Below are 19,600 nucleotides of genomic sequence, written 5' to 3' on the forward strand. Positions count from 1 at the left end.
GCCGAAAACTCCAGACATGGTTAACGTGCGTTAAACATGCTCAAAATCTTGGGTTTTCATGGCGTTGAACGGGTAAATAGGGTTAATGACACCTTAATGATCCACTGGCTTTAAGGTGGAATTAATTGTCATGACTGGGGGAATGTGTCACTACGATACTAGTAAATTGGGTAGATGGCACATGCCTTTGCCCCGGAAGTGGATGATGGTAATGTTTTCATAACATCCGTTTGAAAAACCAGTTATCCACTCTGAATGTAATGGGAAATCCAAGCTCGATCTTGATCGGAGGCGGAAGACCCTACGGGAGGCAGGGTTCGTCTTTTCCGGACACGGCGGAATTACCGGAAAAGACACGGCAAGCCCGAGTGAGTTGTAACGAGGCGTAACCGCATGGCGAACAAAAAGTACATCGAGTCGGTCGAGGACAAGGCCTTTCAGGCATTGGACGAAGCTCTGCAGATCGATTTCAGTGACGAGAGCTTGGAGTCCCGCAGCGGCACTACGCCCGATGTCCCGGAGCGAAATGTGTCTGAACCGCCGAAACAGCCGATAAAGCAGACCAGGGATGATGCCGCCCACAAGAATGGCGCCGCGCGCAGCACCGCTGCCCCTGCTACGCCGCCCCGCCCCGTCGAGGCGCCAAAGAACCCGAACCTTGCAGCCGCCAATGACGGCAGCCGGGCGAGTTCCGCAAGCATATTGAGGGCGCTCGACGGCGCCTCGCAAAGCCACGCCGTGCGAAACGCCACGATCTTCTCGCTGTTCTGGATCATCGGCGGCGCCGGCCTCGCCTTCATGCTTTACGGCACCCAGATCCGAAACATCCATTCGATCGCGGATCTCGCGGCCCTTCCGGGCGTCATCGCCTGCATCGTTGGCATCATCGTTCCGGTGCTGCTCTTCTACGCTTTCGGCATGATGATCTCGCGTGCGCACGACATGCGCAATGCTGCCCGCTCCATGGCAGAAGTCGCCCTGCGCCTCGTCGAGCCGGAAACCGTCGCTTCCGAGCGCATCATGACGGTCGGTCAGGCCGTGCGCCGCGAAGTCTCGGCGATGAACGAAGGCATCGAACGCACCATTGCACGCGCCACTGAGCTCGAAACACTCGTTCATACCGAAGTCAATGCGCTGGAGCGCAGCTACGCCGACAACGAATTGCGCGTGCGCAGCCTGGTCCACGAACTGGGTACCGAGCGTGACGCCATCGTCAATCACGCCGAGCGGATCCGCTCGTCGATTTCAGGCGTGCACGATCAGATCAAGGAAGACCTGTCGCTGGCGACCGAAGAAATCGCCGTGCGCCTCTCCACCTCCGGCGAAGCCTTCGCATCGATGATCGATACGCGTGCCGCCGCCCTGATGGAGAAGTCGGATTCGGCTGTTCAAGCCCTCGGGACCCTGCTTTCCGCCAAGACCGACAGCCTGCTGCAAAATCTGAACGCTTCGGGCCTCGCTCTCAGCCATGAATTCGATACCCGGCTGGAATCCCTATCGTCGACCCTCACCGAACGCGGCAACGCGCTGCTCGGCCAGTTCGAAACCCGCGCCTCGACACTCGATGCGAACACCGAAAAGCTGAACTCCGCACTGAATGAACGTGCACGCCAGCTCAACGAGACGCTGGTCGCCCGCACGCGAGAAATCAGCGAGAGCCTCACCGGCGGCGAGCGGTCCATTACGGGCACGCTCGACAATGTTCTGTCCCGCCTCAACACTGCACTCGACGAAAAGGGCGCGAGCTTCCGTCAGAGCCTGCAATCGACGGCCGATGATGCCATCATGGATATCGACCTGCGTTCCGGCTTCTTCGACGAGCGCTTCCAGTCGACGATCGCACAACTTTCGACGACCTTCGACGAACGCGTATCGGAGTTCACCTCGGCCTTCGACAAGCGCGCCGGCACCCTGGACACCAAGCTCTCGGAGAGCCTCACCCGCATCAACCAGTCGCTCGGCAGCAATTCGGATGCGCTGGAAGGCATCTTGACCTCCAGCATCGAGCGCCTGGGTTCACACCTCACCGACCAGTCCTTCGCTCTGGCAACGACGCTGGCAACCGGCCAGGAAGTGCTGGAAAGTGCGATCGGTTCCAAGGCGAACGAGATCACCTCCGCGCTTCAGAACGCAACGACGGGCATTTCTTCCGCCCTGACTTCGGGCACGAGCGAACTCAACACCACGCTCGCCTCTCATGCCGGCGCCTTCACCTCTGCCGTGCAGGGTGTCACGCGCGACGTCTCCGCTGCCCTGCAAAGCGGCACGGAAGAACTGACCTCGGCCTTCACCGGCCGCGCCAACGACATCAACAACACGCTTTCCGCCCGCACCAGCGAGATCACGCAGGCCCTGGGTTCCGCTCATGAGCGCGTCGATGCCGTGATGGCCGCCCGCAGCAACGCCTTGTTCGGCGCCCTGGCGGAAAACCAGTCCCGTTTCGAGCAGACGCTTGCCGAGCGTTCGGAAGCGATTACAAGCGCTGTCAGCGGCTCCCACGAACATCTGACCGCCGCCCTCGACGAGCGCACGTCGATGCTGGCCATTTCGCTGGCTGAAAGCCAGCTCCGCCTCGAAAACACGCTGGCGAGCCGCTCTGACGCCATCAATAGCGCCATGGCCGATACCCACAGCAAGCTGGCCGACACGCTCGACGACAAGACGATGGCACTTGCCATCGCGCTTTCCGAAAGCCAATCCCGCCTGGAAGACACAGTTTCCGGTCATGCCGAACACGTTGCCGGAACGCTGGATGCCAAGACCAAGGAACTTGCGCGCGCGCTCGCCGAGGGTCAGGCTCGTCTCGAAAGCACTGTCTCCGGCCATGCCGAAAGCGTCACCAATGCCCTCGACGACAGGACGATGGCGCTCGCTATCGCGCTTTCTGAGAGCCAGGCCCGGCTGGAAGAAACCGTTGCTGGCCACGCCGACCGCGTCACCGATACATTCGAAGGCAAGACCAGTGCCCTCGCCGCCGCGCTGACCTCAGGCCAGTCACGTCTTGAGGAAACCCTCGCCAACCGCGCCGAGGCGATCATCAGGGCATTTGCAGGCAACCACAACGCCTTGACCGAAGCGCTGGACGACAGAACGATGGCACTCGCCATCGCGCTCAGCGAAAGCCAGTCCCGCCTGGAAAGCACCATCGCCGGGCACGCGGAAAGCGTTGCAAGCACTTTGGATGACAAGACGATGGCATTGGCCGTCGCTCTTTCCGAAAGCCAGGCCCGCCTTGAAAACGCCGTTTCCGGCCACGCGGAAAGCGTCGGCGCCACGCTGGACGACAAGACGATGGCACTCGCCATCGCGCTGTCGGAAGCCCAGGCCCGTCTCGAGGATACCGTTTCCGGCCATGCCGAGCGCGTTGCCGATACGCTCGAAGGCAAGACACGGGCACTCTCCGATGCGCTGACCTCCGGCCAGTCGCGCCTCGAAGCAACGCTTGCCAACCGCGCCGAGGCGATCACCAACGCGTTTACCAGCAACCACAATGCACTTGCCGACGCACTGGACGACAAGGCGATGGCGCTTGCGATTTCGCTCTCCGACACCCAGTCGCGGCTTGAGGATACGGTATCAAGCCGTCTTGACGCCCTCTCCGAAACCGTTGCCGGCACCCACGACAGGATCGTCAACAGCCTCGACGACCGGACGATGGCATTGGCTATCGCCCTTTCGGAAAATCATGCGAAGCTCGAAGACACTCTTTCCAGTAGCGCCAAGGCCATTGCCCATACCGTGACCAGCGGTCACGAAGCACTGACCAACACGCTCGACGATAAGAGCATGGCCTTTGCGATCTCGCTCGCCGAAAACCAGAACCGCTTCGAGAGCGCCCTGGAAGAACGCGCCAATGCGCTTCTCGACAGCGTCTCCGGCGCAGAGTCCCGCGTCGCCGGCGCCTTTGGCGACAAGGCTGATGCCATCCGTGCTGCCTATAGCGAAAACCAGGACCGCCTCGATCGCTCGCTCGCTGCCCACACGGACGCTCTCTCCGAAATGCTCGGCAGCAACAGCGATCGCGTCGAGACGGTTCTCGGCAGCACCACCCGCCATCTCGAAAACACGCTCGGCGCCGGTCTGTCGCAGATGGATCAGAACCTTGCTTCTGCCTATGAGCGTATGCGCTCCACGCTGGAAGACCGCAGCAGCGCCATCAATCTGGCCCTGCGCGACGCCCATGAGCAGATCGACAACACGCTGATGGAACAGACGACGGCCATCGGCACCTCGATTGCCACCAGCGCCAGCATGCTTGAAATGTCGCTCGAGGACCGCGAGGCTTCGCTGCGCCAGACCATCGACACCAGCGCAAGGACATTGGAAGAACGCCTGAACAGCGGCGCGGGCGACATTGCCGGCCGTATCCAGCAGGCCGCCGGCGACATCGCGCGTTCGGCCGAAACCTTCTCGTCCAACCTCAACCAGTCGATCGACGGCATGACGAACCGTTTTGCCGAAACCGGCTCGCGGGTCGAGGCCAGCCTGTCGGCTCTCGAAAATCGCATCAACGAAGGTGTCACCGGCGTTGCCGCACAGGTCGATGCGGCCGGCAACCGCCTCTCCGATACGCTGGCGAGCGGCGCGGCAAAGATCGACGACAGCGGCAGCCAGGCATCGGCCCGCATCGAAGAGCGCCTTTCAACCATGGATCGCGCTCTCAATGTTGGCCTCGAAGCCGTCAATCGCACGATCGAGGGCAAGGCCGCCAATCTTGCCACCACGCTGCGCACGGCCGTTGCCGATGCCGCGCAGGGCATGGACACGGAAGCCACACGCACCGCCGATCTGCTTGCCAACACCGGTCAGCAGTTTGCCGAAAACCTCGGCAACCACAGCGATGCCTTCGCCCGCGCCATGACCGAGCGCTCCAACGACCTCGTCAATCGCGTCTCGGAAACGCAGAACCGGTTGGCAAGCCAGGCTGCGGCCGTTGCCCAGACCTTCTCGGAGGCCGGCAACGCGATCGTCAACAAGGTCGCCGAAGCCGAGGGCCTCGTCAGCAATCAGGTCAACACGATCTCGCAGGCCCTGTCTTCGGCCGAACAATCGCTGGAAGCCCGTGGTGCCGCCATCCGCAACACGCTTGCCGGCAGCAGCGAGCAGATCGCCTCCACCATGTCTCAGGTCGAGCGTGCGCTCGAGGAGCGCAGCACGGCCATCCGCAGCTCGCTGGAAGAACGCGCCCGTGAAATCGACTCCACGCTTGCCGATGTCGACAAGGCGCTGGAAGCCCGCGGCTCTTCCATCCGCACCTCGCTCGACGAACGCACCCGCGAGCTGAACTCGATGCTCGCAGGACGCTCCACCGAGCTGTCGCGCCTGATCGACGAAAAGGCTCGACCGATCGTCGATCGCTACGCGGCAACGGGTCAGGAAGCAGCAGCCCTCATCTCGGCGGCAGCCCAGGAGAGCACCGAGCGCCTGCGCGCCGAAAACGCCGCCCTCATCAACGCGATCTCGTCGCGCACCGAGCATGCGGTCAACACGGTCAGCGCTCTCGAAAACAACCTGCTCGCCAGCGTCAATGGCATCATCGCCCGCCTGGCGGACAACAACTCGGCGATCGCCGGCCTGCTGTCCAATGCTGCTACCGAATTCGCAAACGTCGACGACCGCCTGACGGCAACCTCGTCACGCTTCGCGGAATCTGCCGCGAAGGCCGGCGAAATGGTTTCCGCCTCCAGCCGCCTTCTCGAAGGCAAGGTCGACAAGCTGTCCGAGATCACCGGCCAGACCCTGTCGCAGGTCGGCAGCATCGTCGGTCGCTTCGACGATCACTCCAAGGTTCTGTCGCAGGCTTCCCAGCTTCTGGGCGCCGCCCAGTCGAACCTCGTATCGACACTGGAAGAACGCGAAACGGCCCTGCAGAACCTGGCCGTCGGCCTCGTTCAGCGCTCGGAAGAGATCGAGAACACCATGCGCGCCCTCGGCTCGATGGTGGAAACGGCCTTCGACCGCGCAGAACAGCGGTCGAACCAGGTGACCGGCAATCTTCGCCAGAGCGTGCAGTCTTCCTTCGCGGATATCGGCCGCGTTCTCTCAGACGCCGAAAAGCGCGCCGAGGATGCGGCGGAAAATATGCGTGGCGCATTGCATAAGGCTGGCGAAGAAGCGAACCAGGCCGTTGAAAATACATTCGCCAATGCAGAACGCCGTTCCAGCGACCTCACCAATCGCTTGCGTGGCGGCCTGACGGCTTCGCTCTCGCAAGTCGAACAGATGCTGGCCGATGCCGGCAAGACCTCGGATACGGCTGCCCAGCAGCTGCGCGAAACCCTGCGTGTCGCTGTTGATGACGCGATCGGCCGCTTTGCCGGTGCGACGGACGAAATCCGCCGCTCGGCCGGCGATATCCGCCGCGAGCTCGATCTCACCCGCAGCGAACTGAAGCGCGGCGCCTTCGACCTTCCGGAAGAGGCAAAGGAAAGTGCTGCAGCCATGCGTCGCGCCGTTGCCGAGCAGATCAAGGCTCTGCAGGACATCTCGCAGATCGTCGGCCGCTCGACGCAGCAGCTGGAGATTTCCGAGCCGGCAGCCCGTGCTCTGGCCGATGCGCAGCCCGCTCCGCGCCCGCAACCCGCAGCACCTGCCCCGGTCGCCGCCCGGCCACCGCAGCCCGCGCCGCAACAGCCGGCTCCACAGCAACCGGTCGCTCAGCAACCCATGCAGCGCCCAGCACCGCAGCCGCAGCCGCCTTCGATCGAATCCCTCGGCTTGCGTGGATCGATCCCGGCCGAGCGCCAGGCAGCACAGCCGCAGCGTCCGGCCGAGACGGCAGCCCCTGCACGCCAGGAAGCAGCCGGCGGCGGCTGGATCAGCGACCTGCTGCGTGGCGCTTCGCGTGATGAAAACGCCGGTCTGCAACCCGCACGCCAGACGACGGCGAAAGCACCGGTGGAACAGGCTCCTGCTCCGGCCGCACGCAACCCGCGCCATGTCGTGGAGTCGCTGAACTCGCTTTCGGTCGATATCGCCCGCGCGATCGATCATGACGCCTCTGTCGACCTGTGGCGCCGTTACCAGCGTGGCGAACGCGACGTGTTCACCCGCCGGCTCTACACGCTCAAGGGCCAGCAGACTTTCGACGAGATCAAGCGTAAATACGACCGCGAGCCGGAATTCCGCACCGCCGTCGATCGCTACATCGCCGATTTCGAAAAGCTGCTTACCGACGTTGCCCGCACCGATCGCGACAAGACGGTCACGCAATCCTATCTCACTTCGGATACCGGCAAGGTCTACACCATGCTGGCCCATGCCGCCGGCCGCCTGAGCTGAGACAGACAGTAAGACAAATAGAAATCCCCGGCTCTTCGGCCGGGGATTTTTGATTCAAGGCGTCCCCATGTTTGCGGCACGAAAAAGGGCGACACAGCCACCCTTGCATAGTCCGGGGATCGCAGCCCGTCGTGCTTATCGGGCTTCGTGCACCTTCGAGATCAAGCCGCTGGTAATACCGACAAGGAGGAAATTGCTCTTCAGGCGAACCCAGTGATAGCCGCGCGGAGGCGCAGACAGCTGGTAGGCGCGATAGTCGATTTCCGTTGCTCGGCGTCGATCGAAGGCCGACAGGCGGCGGCCCTTGACCCAACCGCCCTTGCGGATAACGACCTTCTTCTTCACCGTCTCTTTCTGAACGACGGCCTGCTTACCGGCGGGTGCCGTCTTAACCTGTGCAGTCGCTGCCAGCGGCGTCGCCAGGATGGACGCAGCAAGAAGGACAGTGAAGATTTTTCTCATTGGTTGTTTCCTCATTTCAGAATCTGCACGCGAACTTATCGTGACAGACATGAAACGCATCTGACAGTCGAATTACAATTCCGTAATGGGCGTGATTGGTTCGGCCAGGCGCCCGCTTCGCTGCGAGTCTTATAGCTCATCGTAGTTGAACCAGTCGAAATCCGCTGTCTTTGCCCGGCCCGACGTGTCGAAGGCAAACATGCCGACGAAAGCGCCGGTGAAGGAGCCATGCTCGCCGCGGCCACCCTCGTCCGAGATAACGCCAGCATCGAGCACCGGGCCGATTGCCTGCCAGGCGCCCATGCCCTCCGCCTGCCAGAAGAACTGCAGGTCGTTGTCTCGCACCTCCATGGCAAGCTGGATCCGCCCATCCGGCACTGCGACGCCACCTTCGATCGGAAAACTCAGGCGACCGTTCGGATAGTCGCCTGGGCAGGTCATGATGGTGACGCAGCGGCCGAGCTTCTCATGTAAGGTCACAGCGATGGCATGTAGCTTGAAGCGATTGTAGTAATGTGTCAGGCCCGCAACCTGCTGATAGGTAGCGGGCTCGAACTCGATGACGGTTTCGGCGCGGAAACTGTGATGCTCCTGACGGCGGGCGACAAGCGCCTGCTCAAACCAGGAACCGATGCTTTCACGGGCAAAAAGCCGCAAATAGCCGGGTCGATCCGTCAGGCTGAAGATTCGCTCCGGCTGCGGCGTGCGCAGCCATTGGAAATCCAACGGCAAGCTGCCCTCGTCGAAATTGTAACCGCTGCGGCGCGGCTTCTCGACCGGCATCGCACCATTCAAGCCGGCCACATTTACATCGGGAACGCTGGTGCCATTTTCGAGATAGAGCCAGCCATCCTCTTTCCAGACGCATTTCTGCAGAGCCGTCTCGCGGCCGAGCGTGCAGCGGCGATGTGGCGGCAGAGGCCGCCCGCAGAGATGCGTATGATAGAACTGGCCATCATGCGTCTCAACATATTGGCCATGGCCGGCACGCTGCAACGCCGCTTCCGGGTGATCCTTCGAGGTGATTAGGTGCTTGTTCGGATGCAGCTCGTAGGGTCCGGCTATGTCGCGGGATCGCGCCATGGTCACGGCATGATCATAGCCGGTGCCGCCTTCCGCCGTGGTCAGATAGTACCAGCCGTTACGTTTGAAGAGATGCGGCCCCTCGACCAGCCCCAGTTCCGTGCCGGCGAAGATGTTCCTGATTGGCCCTTTCAGGGATTTTTCCACCGGATCCCATTCCTGCAGAAGGATGCCGTCGAAGGCCGGCGTCTTCGGCGAACCGCCATAGCTCTCCGTGCGGTGGTTCCATTGCATGTTGACGAACCATTTGTGGCCGTCGTCGTCATGGAACAGCGACGGATCGAAACCGGAGGAGTTTACATAGGCCGGCTCGGACCATTCGCCTTCGATGGTCGGAGACGTCACGATGTAATTATGGGCATCCTTGAAGTTGCCGTCATAGCGCTTGACGTCGGTATAGACGAGCCAGAACAGGCCGTCCGCGTAGGAGAGGCAAGGCGCCCAGATGCCGCAGCTGTCAGGCTCGCCGCGCATGTCGAGCTGTGATGCACGCTCCAGCGGCCGTCGGACCAGGGTCCAATTCACGAGGTCGCGCGAGTGATGGATCTGCACTCCCGGATACCATTCGAATGTCGAGGTGGCGATATAGTAGTCCTCGCCGACGCGGCAGATGGACGGATCGGGGTTGAAGCCCGGCAAGATCGGATTGCGGATCATGAAACTCTCTCCTCCAGAGACCACGACAAGCGGCAACAAGGTAAAACGCCCGGAAACTGGTTCCGGGCGTTTTAGGATAATCAATCGCGTTCGGCCGATTTGGCCCAGAGATTGATGTCCGCCTCCTTCGCGTAGACATCGATCTGCTTCAGCTCTTCGGCCGTGAAGTCGAGATTATCGAGTGCCTTGACGCAATCGACGATCTGGGACGAGCGGCTGGCGCCGATCAGGGCCGAGGTGATACGGCCACCGCGCAGAACCCAGGCGATTGCCATCTGCGCCAGCGTCTGGCCGCGCTTCTCGGCGATCTCGTTGAGCTTTCTTATGTTGTCGATGATCGACGGGCGGATGAAGTCGCGCTTCAGGAAGTGGTTCTGTGCGGCGCGGCTGTCATCCGGAATGCCGCCGAGATACTTGGTCGAGAGCATACCCTGCGCCAGCGGCGAGAAGACGATGGAACCAATGCCGAGATCTTCGAGCGTATCCACCAGACCGTCATCCTCGACCCACCGGTTGAGCATGGAGTAGCTCGGCTGATGGATCAGGCATGGTGTGCCGAGGTCCTTCAGGATGGCGGCAGCCTCGCGCGTGCGCTGCGAGTTGTAGGAGGAAATGCCGACATAGAGTGCCCTGCCCGAGCGGACGATATGGTCGAGCGCGCCGCAGGTTTCTTCAAGCGGCGTATCGGGATCGAAGCGGTGGGAGTAGAAGATATCGACATAGTCGAGGCCCATACGCTTAAGGCTCTGGTCGCAGGAGGCGATCAGATATTTGCGGCTGCCCCATTCGCCATAAGGACCCGGCCACATGTCGTAGCCGGCCTTGGAGGAGATGATGAGCTCGTCGCGCAGGCCGGCGAAATCGGTGCGCAGGATCTCGCCGAACGCGGTCTCGGCGCTGCCGGGAGGCGGTCCGTAGTTGTTGGCGAGGTCGAAATGGGTGATGCCGAGATCGAAAGCCGTGCGGCACATGTCGACCTTGCGGTCATGCGGCGTGTCGCCGCCGAAATTGTGCCAGAGCCCCAGCGAGACCGCCGGCAGCTTCAGACCGGAACGGCCGGTCCTGTTGTATTTCATTTTTGAATAACGATCGGATGCCGGTTGCCAGGCCATGATGGAATTCCTTCGAGATGAAAAAGCGCGCGGGTTGTTCACCCGCGCGCAAACTAGCTCTTCCTGCGCTTACTTCAAGAGCGCCTGTGCCTCTTCGATGCCGAGTGCCGCCGGCTGCGTGCAAGTCGTGGTCAGATCGATGAAGCGACCTTCCTCGCCCGACTTCAGGATCGAAGTCATGACGTCGACGCCGTGCAAGGTGCGGTCGAGCGAGCAACGTGCGTCGCGTCCGTCGATCAGCGAAGCCGCCATGTCGGCAAGGCCGGCCGTGCGGTAGTTGGCGCGCGCGCCGCTCGGGCTTTCCTGATTGGCGATGCCGAAAGGATGCGCCCAGTTTTCCAGCGGCTTGATGTCCTTGTCGCGGCCGCTCGCCTCGACCGTGCCACCGAAGAAGTTCGGGTCGGGCACATAGAGCGAGCCCTCGGTGCCGTAGAGCTCCATATTGGCATGGCGGTGCGACCACACATCCCAGCTCGCCGTCAGCGTGATCCGGGCTCCGCTGACAAATTCGAGCAGAGCCTGGATCGTCGTCGGCGTCTTAACGGGGATGATCTCGCCATTGCGTGGCTGGCTGGTGATCGTACGGGTGGGCGATGCCATGGAGGTCATCGCGCCAACGCGCTTCACCGGACCGATCAGATTGATGAGGTTGGCCACATAATAGGGGCCGAGGTCGAGGATCGGGCCGCCGCCGGGCAGGAAGAAGAAGTCCGGGTTCGGATGCCACATTTCCATGCCGGGGCTCATGACGTGGCACGAGCCGGAGGTGATCCGGCCGATGCCGCCGTCATCGATGAATTTGCGGGCGAGCTGGTGGGCGCCACCGAGGAAGGTATCGGGAGCGCAGCCGACGGCGAGCCCCTTTTCCTTGGCGATGCGACGCAGCTCCTCGCCCTGCTCCAGCGTCAGCACAAGCGGCTTTTCGGAATAGACGTGTTTGCCGGCTTCGAGGATGCGCTTGGAAACCGGGAAATGCGCATCCGGAATGGTCAGGTTGACGATGACGTCGAGCTCGTCATTGGCGAGCAGCTCGTCGATGGTCTGGGCCTTGACCTTGTATTCCTCGGCGCGTGCCCGCGCCGCTTCCATGTTGATGTCAGCGCAGGCCAGCACCTTCAGCCCCTTGAAGAGCGGTGCGAGCGAGAAGTAGGTGGTTGAGATGTTGCCGCATCCGATGATGCCGACGCCAAGTTCCTTAGCCATGTGGAAGTGCCTCAAAAGCTCTTGAAGGATGCGATGGAACGCGTGATCAGACGATCGACATCGCTCGGATTGTCGTGTTCGACGACGAAGTGCTTGGCCTTGGTGCCGGCCAGCGCCTTGAGCAGCTTCGCCCACGGAACCGTACCATGACCGACATCGGCCCAGCCGTCTTCGTTCTTGTTTTCGCCAGTCGGCGCGATGTCCTTGACGTGAACGGCCGTGATGCGCGGACCCAATTGTTCGATAATCCCAAAGGGATCGCCGCCACCGCGGATGACCCAGGCGATATCGGCTTCCCAGGAGATGTTCGGAGCGCCTTCGAAGATCTGCTCGATCGGCAGTGAGCCGTCCGCCTGCTTCACGAATTCGAAGTCGTGGTTGTGCCAGCCGAATTCGAAACCCGCATCCTTGTATGGCTTGCTCATTTCGTGCAGGCGCTTGCCGAATACGCGCCAGCCGGCGGCATCGCTCGGGCGCTGATCGGCGCCGATATGCGGTGCGTAGATCGAATCCATGCCGAGGGTCTTGGCGATGGTCAGCGACTTCTGCACTTCACCATCGAGGAAATCCGGGCTGAAATGGCCGCTTGCCATCCGCAGGCCGTTCTTGTCGAGCTCGGCGCGCAGGGCCTTCAGGCCGCTTTCGTCCAGGTCGGCATAGATGCCGCCGAAACCTTCGACTTCGGCATAACCGGCCTTGCCGAGCTTTACGAAGATTTCGGAATAAGGTTGGAAATTGCGGGCGCTATAAAGCTGAAATCCAAGTTTCGTCATCGATAGTCCTCCAATGGCCTCCCGGCCGTCTGTCTTGGGCTTGTGGCCCCGAAAGCACCGCCACTGCGGCGCGATAGCTCAATCCACCGGTTGGTTGGCCACCGACTGGCTGGATTGCAGATCATAGATACGGAATGCAGGAACGCCGCCCGCAACGGGCCCGGCCGGCGTAAAGATGATGCGGCGGCTTTCGCCGGCGGCAAGATCGAAGGCATTGTCGGAATAACGTCCGTCGACCTCGCTCTCGATCATCACGAACAGCGCAAGTCCCTTTGCGGTGACGGTGAGCTCCACCGTCCCGTCTTCCTCCTTCTCTTCCCTCAGAACCGTCAGGCCGGCGGGCTGAAGCTCGAGCGCCTTGTAGGTCCCGTGGACATAGTGCCCCTCACCGCCCATTCCATTCGATGCGGTGAAACGCCACGCCAGCAGGCAATCGGCCGGCACCTGATCCGCATCGATCGACAAGGCCGTAACGGCCGCATCCGGCGTGCAGACGGCATGCGCGGTGGTCAGCGGCACGCGCTCGCCGTCGAGCTTCAGGAGCGAGACGGAGATATCAGCCGTGACATCAGCATTGGTGTCGTTGACAAGAGAGAAACGGATCGTGTTGTTGTCTTCCGACGGAATGGCCGCGACGGATACCGGCTGGAAGAAGCGCCGCACCAGATAGTGCATCACCTTCCACCGGCCGCCGTAATCGAGGCTGGACCATGAGGCGACGGGCCAGGTGTCGTTGAGCTGCCAGTAGATGGTGCCCATGCAATGCGGCTTCAACGACCGCCAATATTCCACCGCCGTCTTGATGGCGAGGCCCTGCTGGACCTGGCTCAGATAGACGAAATTCGGGAAGTCCTTCGGGAAGCGGAAGTAGCGGAACATCGTGCCAGCGATGCGCTCGTTGCCGCCGGCATTCTTCTGGTGCAACTCCATGACCGGAGAGGCGATGTTCATATCCTTCGCCTCGGCATAGGTCTTGATGACAGGCAGCGAGGTATAGGACTGGAAGCCGAATTCCGAGCAGAAGCGCGGGCGCACGGACCGATAATTGTCGAAGGATTTGTTCTCGTGCCAGACAGACCAATAATGCATGTCGCCGGAGCCATCGGCATGCCACGCGTCACCGAAGTTGAGATAGCCGGAGGCAGGGCTCGACGGCCACCAGATCGCATCCGGCAGCGCCTTCTTCATCGCCTTTTCGATCGTCCTGTTCAGGCGATCGTATGAGACGAGATACCGATCGCGATCTTTACGGGATTCCTCGAACCAGGTGAGCGCGCCCACGAGTTCATTGTCACCGCACCAGAGAACGATCGAGGGGTGCGTCGCAAGCCGGCGAACCTGATAGTCCACTTCCTCCTCGACATTCTCCAGGAAGTCGCCGGTCGATGGATAAAGATTGCAGGCAAACATGAAGTCCTGCCACACCATCAACCCCAATCGGTCGCAGGTGTCGTAGAACCAGTCATGCTCGTAGAAGCCGCCGCCCCAGACGCGGATCGCATTCATGTTGGCATCGACGGCCGATTGCAGCAAATCCTCGGTTGCCGCCGGATTGGAGCGCGAAAACAGCGCGTCGGCAGGAATCCAGTTGGCCCCGCGGGCAAAGATTTCGCGACCATTGACCTTCAAAGCAAAACGGCTACCCGCCTCATCCTCGGTGGTAATCAACTCGACCGTGCGCAGGCCGATCTGCCGGGTGACGGTTTCGAAGTTGGTCTCCACGGACAAGGCATAAAGCGCCTGCTCGCCATTGCCGGCCGGCCACCATAGCTTGGGCTTGTCGACATGGAAGAAGTGAGTGATCGAAGTTTCGCCGGCATTGACGCCGACATCGAGGCGCACCCGCTCGTCATCAAGCGAGAAATAGAGCTGCGTGATCCCCGTTCCCTTGGCAAACAGCGCCACCGTCACCTTGAGGTCGACCGAGCCGTCGTCATTGTGAATCTGCTGCGTGACGACATTCTCGATCCGCGCAATTTCGAGCTTCTTCAGCGCAATGGTGCCGTAAAGGCCGAGCGGCGCAATCGCGATGTTCCAGTCCCAGCCGAAATGGCATTGCGGCTTGCGCAGCATGTTGCCATTCGGGATCGGCGAATTGCCGGTGCTGTAGGGAATGTAGAAAGGCTGCCGCGCCTGCAGCGCGGCGCCAGCCGCAATACTCGAATGCAGGACGATGCGAATGGTGTTTTCGTCCGTTTTCAGTGCCTTCGAGACATCAGGACGATAACGCTGGAAGCAGTTGTTGGCCTCCAGCACGAGCGCATCATTCACGTAGACGCTGGCGACAGTGTCGAGATAGTCGATGTCGAGATACCAGTCGCCACTGGTGTCATCGAGCTTAAAACTGCGCGTCAGCTCCCAGTCCTGCTTGGCGACCCACTGCACGATCTCTTCGTTGCGCGCGAAATAGGGATCGGGAATAAGCCCTTCCGCATGCAATGCGGAATGAATATCACCGGGCAGAGACATGGAAAGCGAATGATCGCTGTCGGGAGACGTCAGCCCCCACGACCCGGCCAGATCGACGGTGAAGTTGTCATTGAGCGAAGACGACATCGGACCTCCCGGACCGTAGTAGGACGGAGGCGGCAAGACCGCCTCCTTGCATGGATCAAATTCTGAGTTCCGTCTGCGCATCAAAGAGCGATGCGAGAGACATGTCAAAGCCGAGTTTCACAGCCGAACCGGGGCCAAAACGCCTGGCACCGTTGACGCGAACCGACATGGTGTGGCCAGCATGCTTGAGCCACAGCAGATTATCGGCGCCCATTGGCTCTTCGATATCGACGGTGGCATCATGGACCTCGGCGCCGGATGCGGCCGCTTCATTGACCTTGATGTGCTCCGGACGAACACCCAGCACGACCTTGCGGCCGGCCTGCAGCCCCTCGCCGGCCTTGTAACCATCGAGAGAAAACAGCACGTCGTTGGTTGCGAAAACGACCTTGCCTTCGCGATTGACCAACTCACCCTTGAGGAAGTTCATCGATGGCGATCCGATGAAACCGGCGACGAAAAGATTGCGCGGCTCGTTATAGATTGTCGTCGGATCATCGAGCTGCATGATGACGCCGTTCTTCATGATCGCGATGCGGTCGGCAAGCGTCAGCGCCTCGATCTGGTCGTGGGTCACATAGATCATCGTGTTCTTCAGCGACTGGTGCAGGCGCTTGATTTCCACGCGCAGCTCCGAGCGCAGCTTGGCATCGAGGTTCGACAGCGGCTCGTCGAAGAGGAAGACGTCGACATCGCGCACAAGCGCGCGGCCGATCGCGACGCGCTGACGCTGACCGCCCGAAAGCTCCGCCGGCTTGCGCTTCAGAAGTGGCTCGATCTGCAGGATCTCGGCAGCCCGTGCGATGCGCTTCTTGATCTCGTCCCCCGGCACCTTGGCCACACGGAGACCAAAGGAGAGGTTCTTTTCGACCGACATCTGCGGATAGAGCGCATAGGACTGGAACACCATGCCGATGCCGCGATCCTTGGGCTCTTCCCAGGTGACATTCTTGCCCTTGATGAAGATCTGCCCCTCGCTGATATCGAGCAGGCCGGCGATGCAGTTGAGCAAGGTCGACTTGCCGCAGCCGGACGAGCCGAGGAGCACGAGGAATTCGCCGTCATTGATCTCGAGATTGAGATTTTTCAGGACGTTGACCGCACCGAAATTCAGCGAAAGGTCTTTGATGGAAACGCTGCTGTTCATGGATCAACCTTTCACTGCGCCGGCGGCGATGCCCCGGACGAAGAGCCGCCCGGACACGAAATAGACGATAAGCGGCACCGCGCCGGTCAGTAGCGTTGCGGCCATGTTGACATTGTATTCCTTCACACCCTGCACGGCGTTGACGACGTTGTTGAGCTGCACGGTCATCGGATAGTTCTGCGTTCCGGCGAAAATGACGCCGAACAAGAAGTCATTCCAGATGCCGGTGATCTGGATGATTGTGGCGACGGCAAAAATCGGGAGTGACATGGGCACCATGATGCGGAGGAAGATTTGCCAGAATCCCGCGCCATCGACGCGCGCCGCCTTGAAGAGCTCGGGCGGAAGCGAGGCGAAGTAGTTGCGGAACAGCAGCGTGTTGATCGGCATGCCAAAGATCGTATGCACGAGCACGATGCCGCCAAGCGTCGCGAACAGGCCTAGTTCGCGCAGCACCATGACGAGCGGATAGAGCATGACCTGATAAGGGATGAAAGCGCCGAAGAGGAGGATCGTGAAGAAGACTTCCGATCCCTTGAAGCGCCAGTTGGCCAGCGCATAGCCGTTGATCGATGCGACGGCGGTCGAAACGATGACGCTCGGAACAAGGATCTTTACCGAATTCCAGAAGCCGACCTGGATGCCGTGGCAGTAAAGCCCGGTGCAGGCCTGCGACCAGGCTTTCACCCAGGGTTCGAAGGTGATTTCCATGGGCGGCGCGAAGATATTGCCCATGCGGATTTCAGGCATGCCCTTCAGCGAGGTGACGATCATCACGTAAAGCGGCAGCACATAGTAGAGTGCGGCAAGCCCGAGAATGCCGTAGAGCATGATGGTGCGCGGCGCGAAGCGGCGCTTGGGTTTTGCGCCCGAAGGCTCGATGGTGGCGGCAAGTGCCATTTGGTGCCTCCCTTATCTGCGCTTCTGGCGGAACTCGAAGAGAGCCCACGGCACGACGAAGATGAACACGGTAACCAGCATGACGGTGGAGGCGGAAAGCGCCTGGCCGAGATTGGAACGCTGGAACATGAAATCGTAGACATATTTGGCCGGCATTTCGGACGCGAATCCCGGCCCCCCGGCAGTCATGGCGACGACGAGATCGTAGACACGCACGATGCCCGAAGCGACGATGACGAGCGTGGTGACAAAGACGCCGCGCATCATCGGAATGACGACGAAAATATAGGTCCGCCAGGCCGGAATGCCGTCGACGCGGGCAGCCTTCCAGATTTCTCCGTCGATGCCGCGAAGACCCGCCAGCATCAGCACCATGACAAGGCCGGTGCCCTGCCAGAGGCCGGCAATGACGAGCGCGTAAAGCACGGTCTTCTGATTGCCGAGCAGCGCGAAATTGAACCACGTAAAGCCCATGTCCTGCATCAGCTTCGGCAGCCCGAGTGCCGGATCGAGAATCCATTGCCAGACCAGACCGGTCACGATGAAGGACAGAGCGAAGGGATAGAGAAAGATGGTTCGGAACGTATTCTCGAAACGGATTTTCTGGTCCATCAGCACGGCCAGGAAGAAGCCGACGACGAAAGCAAAAATCAGGCTGAGAATGCCGTATGTCGCAAGATTGCCGATCGAGATGTTCCAGCGATCAGTGCCCCACAGGCGCTGATACTGCATAAGGCCAACAAAGTTGGAGCTCGGCAGCAGCCTCGAATCCGTGAAAGAATAGATGACGGTCCAGAGCGTGCAACCGACGAAGACGACGATCACGGTCAGCACCATCGGAATGGCGGCGATCTTCGCATTGAGGTTGCGGAACAGACCAAAGGGCCGGACAGCGTTAGCCATCGATACCTCCGTTGGTGGCTTGCGTCAGGACAGGCGAGAAACCTCGCCCGCCCCGATGCCGGCCATCGCGATTGATAGGATGGTCGTTCGGTTACTGCGCCTGCTTGAAGATGGCGGCCTGCTTCTCGATCGCCTCATCCACGGTCATCTTGGAGGAGAAGAACTGCAGTCCGAGATCGGTCATCTGGCCGCGCGTATCCGGGTCGATCAGCTGGGTAACACCCGGCACCACATTGTCCGGGTTCTTCAGGATTTCCAGACCCTTCTTCATGCAGCTGCTGGCCGCGCTCAGATCGATATCGCCGCGCACCGGCAGCGATCCCTTGGCCAGATTGAACTTGACCTGAGTTTCCTTGGAAACCAGCATGCTCGCGAGCTCGAGCTGCGCCTTGGTGATATCGGGATTGCTGTTCTTCGGGAAATAGAAGCTGTCGCCACCGGTATCGAGCAGGCCATTGAACCCTAGACCCGGCAAGCAGTCGTAATCCTTGCCGGCAACCTGCTTGGCAACGCCGAACTCGCCCTGTGCCCAGTCACCCATGATCTGTGCGGCGGCCTTGCCTGTGATGACCATGTTGGTGGCGACGTTCCAGTCGCGGCCGGAATAGCTCTCGTCAACCAGATCGCGGGCCTGCGCGAAAGCGTCCCAGACCTTGCGGTTTTCGGGGCTCTTCACGGCGTCAGCGTCTTTCTTCTGATAGATCGCCAGATAGGTTTCCTTGCCGCCGATGCCGACCTGCATAACGCTGCGCATGCCGTCGACCTGCCATGGAGCGCCGGTTGCGAGCGGAATGATGCCCTTCTCGCGTAGCTTCGGCGCGTCGGCCACGAACTCATCCCAATTGGCCGGAACCTTCATGCCATTGTCTTCGAACACATGCCGGTTGACCCACATCCACTGCCAGGAGTGGATATTAAGCGGCACGCAATAGACGCGGCCCTCGTAGGTGCAGGAGTTCAGCAGGCTGGCCGGACGAATGATGTCCTTCCAATGTTCCTTTTCGGCAAGATCGGTCAGGTCGGTCATCAGGCCGGCCTTGACGAGCTCTTCGGCGTCGCGGCCCGTGTTGAGCTGCGTTGCGCCCATAGGATTGCCGCCCAGGATACGGCTGACGATCAACGGCGTTGCCGTGGAACCGGATCCGGCGATGGCGCCGTCGACCCAGTGATTGTTGCCGAGTGCATTATACTGATCCGCCAGAACCTTCACGGCAGCAGCCTCGCCGCCCGATGTCCACCAATGCGTCACTTCAAGATCAGTCGCATTTGCTGAGAAGGCCGGAATCGCGACAGATGCGAGCAATGCGGCGGCCACCAAACGAATATTCATGAGTTCTCCTCCCTCACTGAAACGTTGCCGGAAAAACGTAGTCGAATCATTTTCGACACGCAACCGTCAACTCGTGATTTTTTCGATATCGACTGAATATACAACCTATAGGTAAAACATCGCGCGTAAAATTAAGCCGATGACATTGGGTTTTCCAAAGAGGGCGCATAAGAAAAATATTCATTAAATAATT

Annotated in this window: 11 protein-coding genes; 1 reads left to right on the plus strand and 10 read right to left on the minus strand. The window is 60.6% G+C overall.

Going from position 1 to position 19,600, the window contains the following annotated elements:
• Window positions 1–393 precede the first annotated feature (393 nt).
• Complete coding sequence (locus tag AC13Q5_RS30730; RefSeq protein WP_488504241.1) at window positions 394–7,281, plus strand: apolipoprotein A-IV repeat region-like domain-containing protein; 6,888 nt, start codon at window positions 394–396, stop codon at window positions 7,279–7,281.
• A 135-nt stretch (window positions 7,282–7,416) separates the two neighbouring features.
• On the opposite strand, the gene AC13Q5_RS30735 is transcribed toward AC13Q5_RS30730, so the two are convergent.
• The 10 genes from AC13Q5_RS30735 to AC13Q5_RS30780 all read right to left on the minus strand — a co-directional run bounded on the left by AC13Q5_RS30735 (window position 7,417) and on the right by AC13Q5_RS30780 (window position 19,407).
• A complete protein-coding gene (locus AC13Q5_RS30735; RefSeq protein ID WP_075850671.1) occupies window positions 7,417–7,743 on the minus strand; it encodes an RcnB family protein in 327 nt (108 codons plus the stop codon).
• 129 nt (window positions 7,744–7,872) lie between these two features.
• On the minus strand, window positions 7,873–9,483 hold the full coding sequence (locus AC13Q5_RS30740; RefSeq protein WP_488504242.1) for a glycoside hydrolase family 43 protein: 1,611 nt from the start codon (window positions 9,481–9,483) through the stop codon (window positions 7,873–7,875).
• 80 nt (window positions 9,484–9,563) lie between these two features.
• Entirely contained in the window at window positions 9,564–10,595 is a 1,032-nt protein-coding gene (gene mgrA, locus AC13Q5_RS30745) for an L-glyceraldehyde 3-phosphate reductase (RefSeq protein WP_075850673.1), read from the minus strand.
• A 69-nt stretch (window positions 10,596–10,664) separates the two neighbouring features.
• Window positions 10,665–11,798: a Gfo/Idh/MocA family protein gene (locus AC13Q5_RS30750; RefSeq protein ID WP_075850674.1), complete on the minus strand. Its 1,134-nt coding sequence runs from the start codon at window positions 11,796–11,798 to the stop codon at window positions 10,665–10,667.
• 11 nt (window positions 11,799–11,809) lie between these two features.
• A complete protein-coding gene (locus tag AC13Q5_RS30755; protein WP_488504243.1) occupies window positions 11,810–12,571 on the minus strand; it encodes a sugar phosphate isomerase/epimerase family protein in 762 nt (253 codons plus the stop codon).
• A 78-nt stretch (window positions 12,572–12,649) separates the two neighbouring features.
• On the minus strand, window positions 12,650–15,127 hold the full coding sequence (locus AC13Q5_RS30760) for a beta-mannosidase (RefSeq protein WP_488504244.1): 2,478 nt from the start codon (window positions 15,125–15,127) through the stop codon (window positions 12,650–12,652).
• A 55-nt stretch (window positions 15,128–15,182) separates the two neighbouring features.
• Entirely contained in the window at window positions 15,183–16,274 is a 1,092-nt protein-coding gene (locus AC13Q5_RS30765) for an ABC transporter ATP-binding protein (RefSeq protein WP_457881114.1), read from the minus strand.
• 3 nt (window positions 16,275–16,277) lie between these two features.
• Window positions 16,278–17,174 carry a carbohydrate ABC transporter permease gene (locus tag AC13Q5_RS30770; RefSeq protein WP_457881113.1) on the minus strand — a complete coding sequence of 299 codons (897 nt, stop codon included), beginning with the start codon at window positions 17,172–17,174 and terminating at the stop codon, window positions 16,278–16,280.
• 12 nt (window positions 17,175–17,186) lie between these two features.
• A complete protein-coding gene (locus tag AC13Q5_RS30775) occupies window positions 17,187–18,077 on the minus strand; it encodes a carbohydrate ABC transporter permease (protein WP_457881112.1) in 891 nt (296 codons plus the stop codon).
• A 91-nt stretch (window positions 18,078–18,168) separates the two neighbouring features.
• The gene (locus AC13Q5_RS30780; RefSeq protein WP_075850680.1) at window positions 18,169–19,407 is read right to left on the minus strand and encodes an ABC transporter substrate-binding protein; all 1,239 of its coding nucleotides are present in this window, start codon (window positions 19,405–19,407) and stop codon (window positions 18,169–18,171) included.
• Window positions 19,408–19,600 lie beyond the last annotated feature (193 nt).

This window comes from Martinezella sp. CNPSo 3964, assembly GCF_057784375.1.

Coding starts and splice junctions, on each gene's coding strand:
- AC13Q5_RS30775 (WP_457881112.1), bottom strand. CDS start 18,077: ATGGCTAACGCTGTCCGGCCCTTTGGTCTGTTCCGCAACCTCAATGCG.
- AC13Q5_RS30780 (WP_075850680.1), bottom strand. CDS start 19,407: ATGAATATTCGTTTGGTGGCCGCCGCATTGCTCGCATCTGTCGCGATT.
- AC13Q5_RS30740 (WP_488504242.1), bottom strand. CDS start 9,483: ATGATCCGCAATCCGATCTTGCCGGGCTTCAACCCCGATCCGTCCATC.
- AC13Q5_RS30755 (WP_488504243.1), bottom strand. CDS start 12,571: ATGACGAAACTTGGATTTCAGCTTTATAGCGCCCGCAATTTCCAACCT.
- AC13Q5_RS30770 (WP_457881113.1), bottom strand. CDS start 17,174: ATGGCACTTGCCGCCACCATCGAGCCTTCGGGCGCAAAACCCAAGCGC.
- AC13Q5_RS30730 (WP_488504241.1), top strand. CDS start 394: ATGGCGAACAAAAAGTACATCGAGTCGGTCGAGGACAAGGCCTTTCAG.
- AC13Q5_RS30735 (WP_075850671.1), bottom strand. CDS start 7,743: ATGAGAAAAATCTTCACTGTCCTTCTTGCTGCGTCCATCCTGGCGACG.
- AC13Q5_RS30750 (WP_075850674.1), bottom strand. CDS start 11,798: ATGGCTAAGGAACTTGGCGTCGGCATCATCGGATGCGGCAACATCTCA.
- AC13Q5_RS30765 (WP_457881114.1), bottom strand. CDS start 16,274: ATGAACAGCAGCGTTTCCATCAAAGACCTTTCGCTGAATTTCGGTGCG.
- AC13Q5_RS30760 (WP_488504244.1), bottom strand. CDS start 15,127: ATGTCGTCTTCGCTCAATGACAACTTCACCGTCGATCTGGCCGGGTCG.
- mgrA (WP_075850673.1), bottom strand. CDS start 10,595: ATGGCCTGGCAACCGGCATCCGATCGTTATTCAAAAATGAAATACAAC.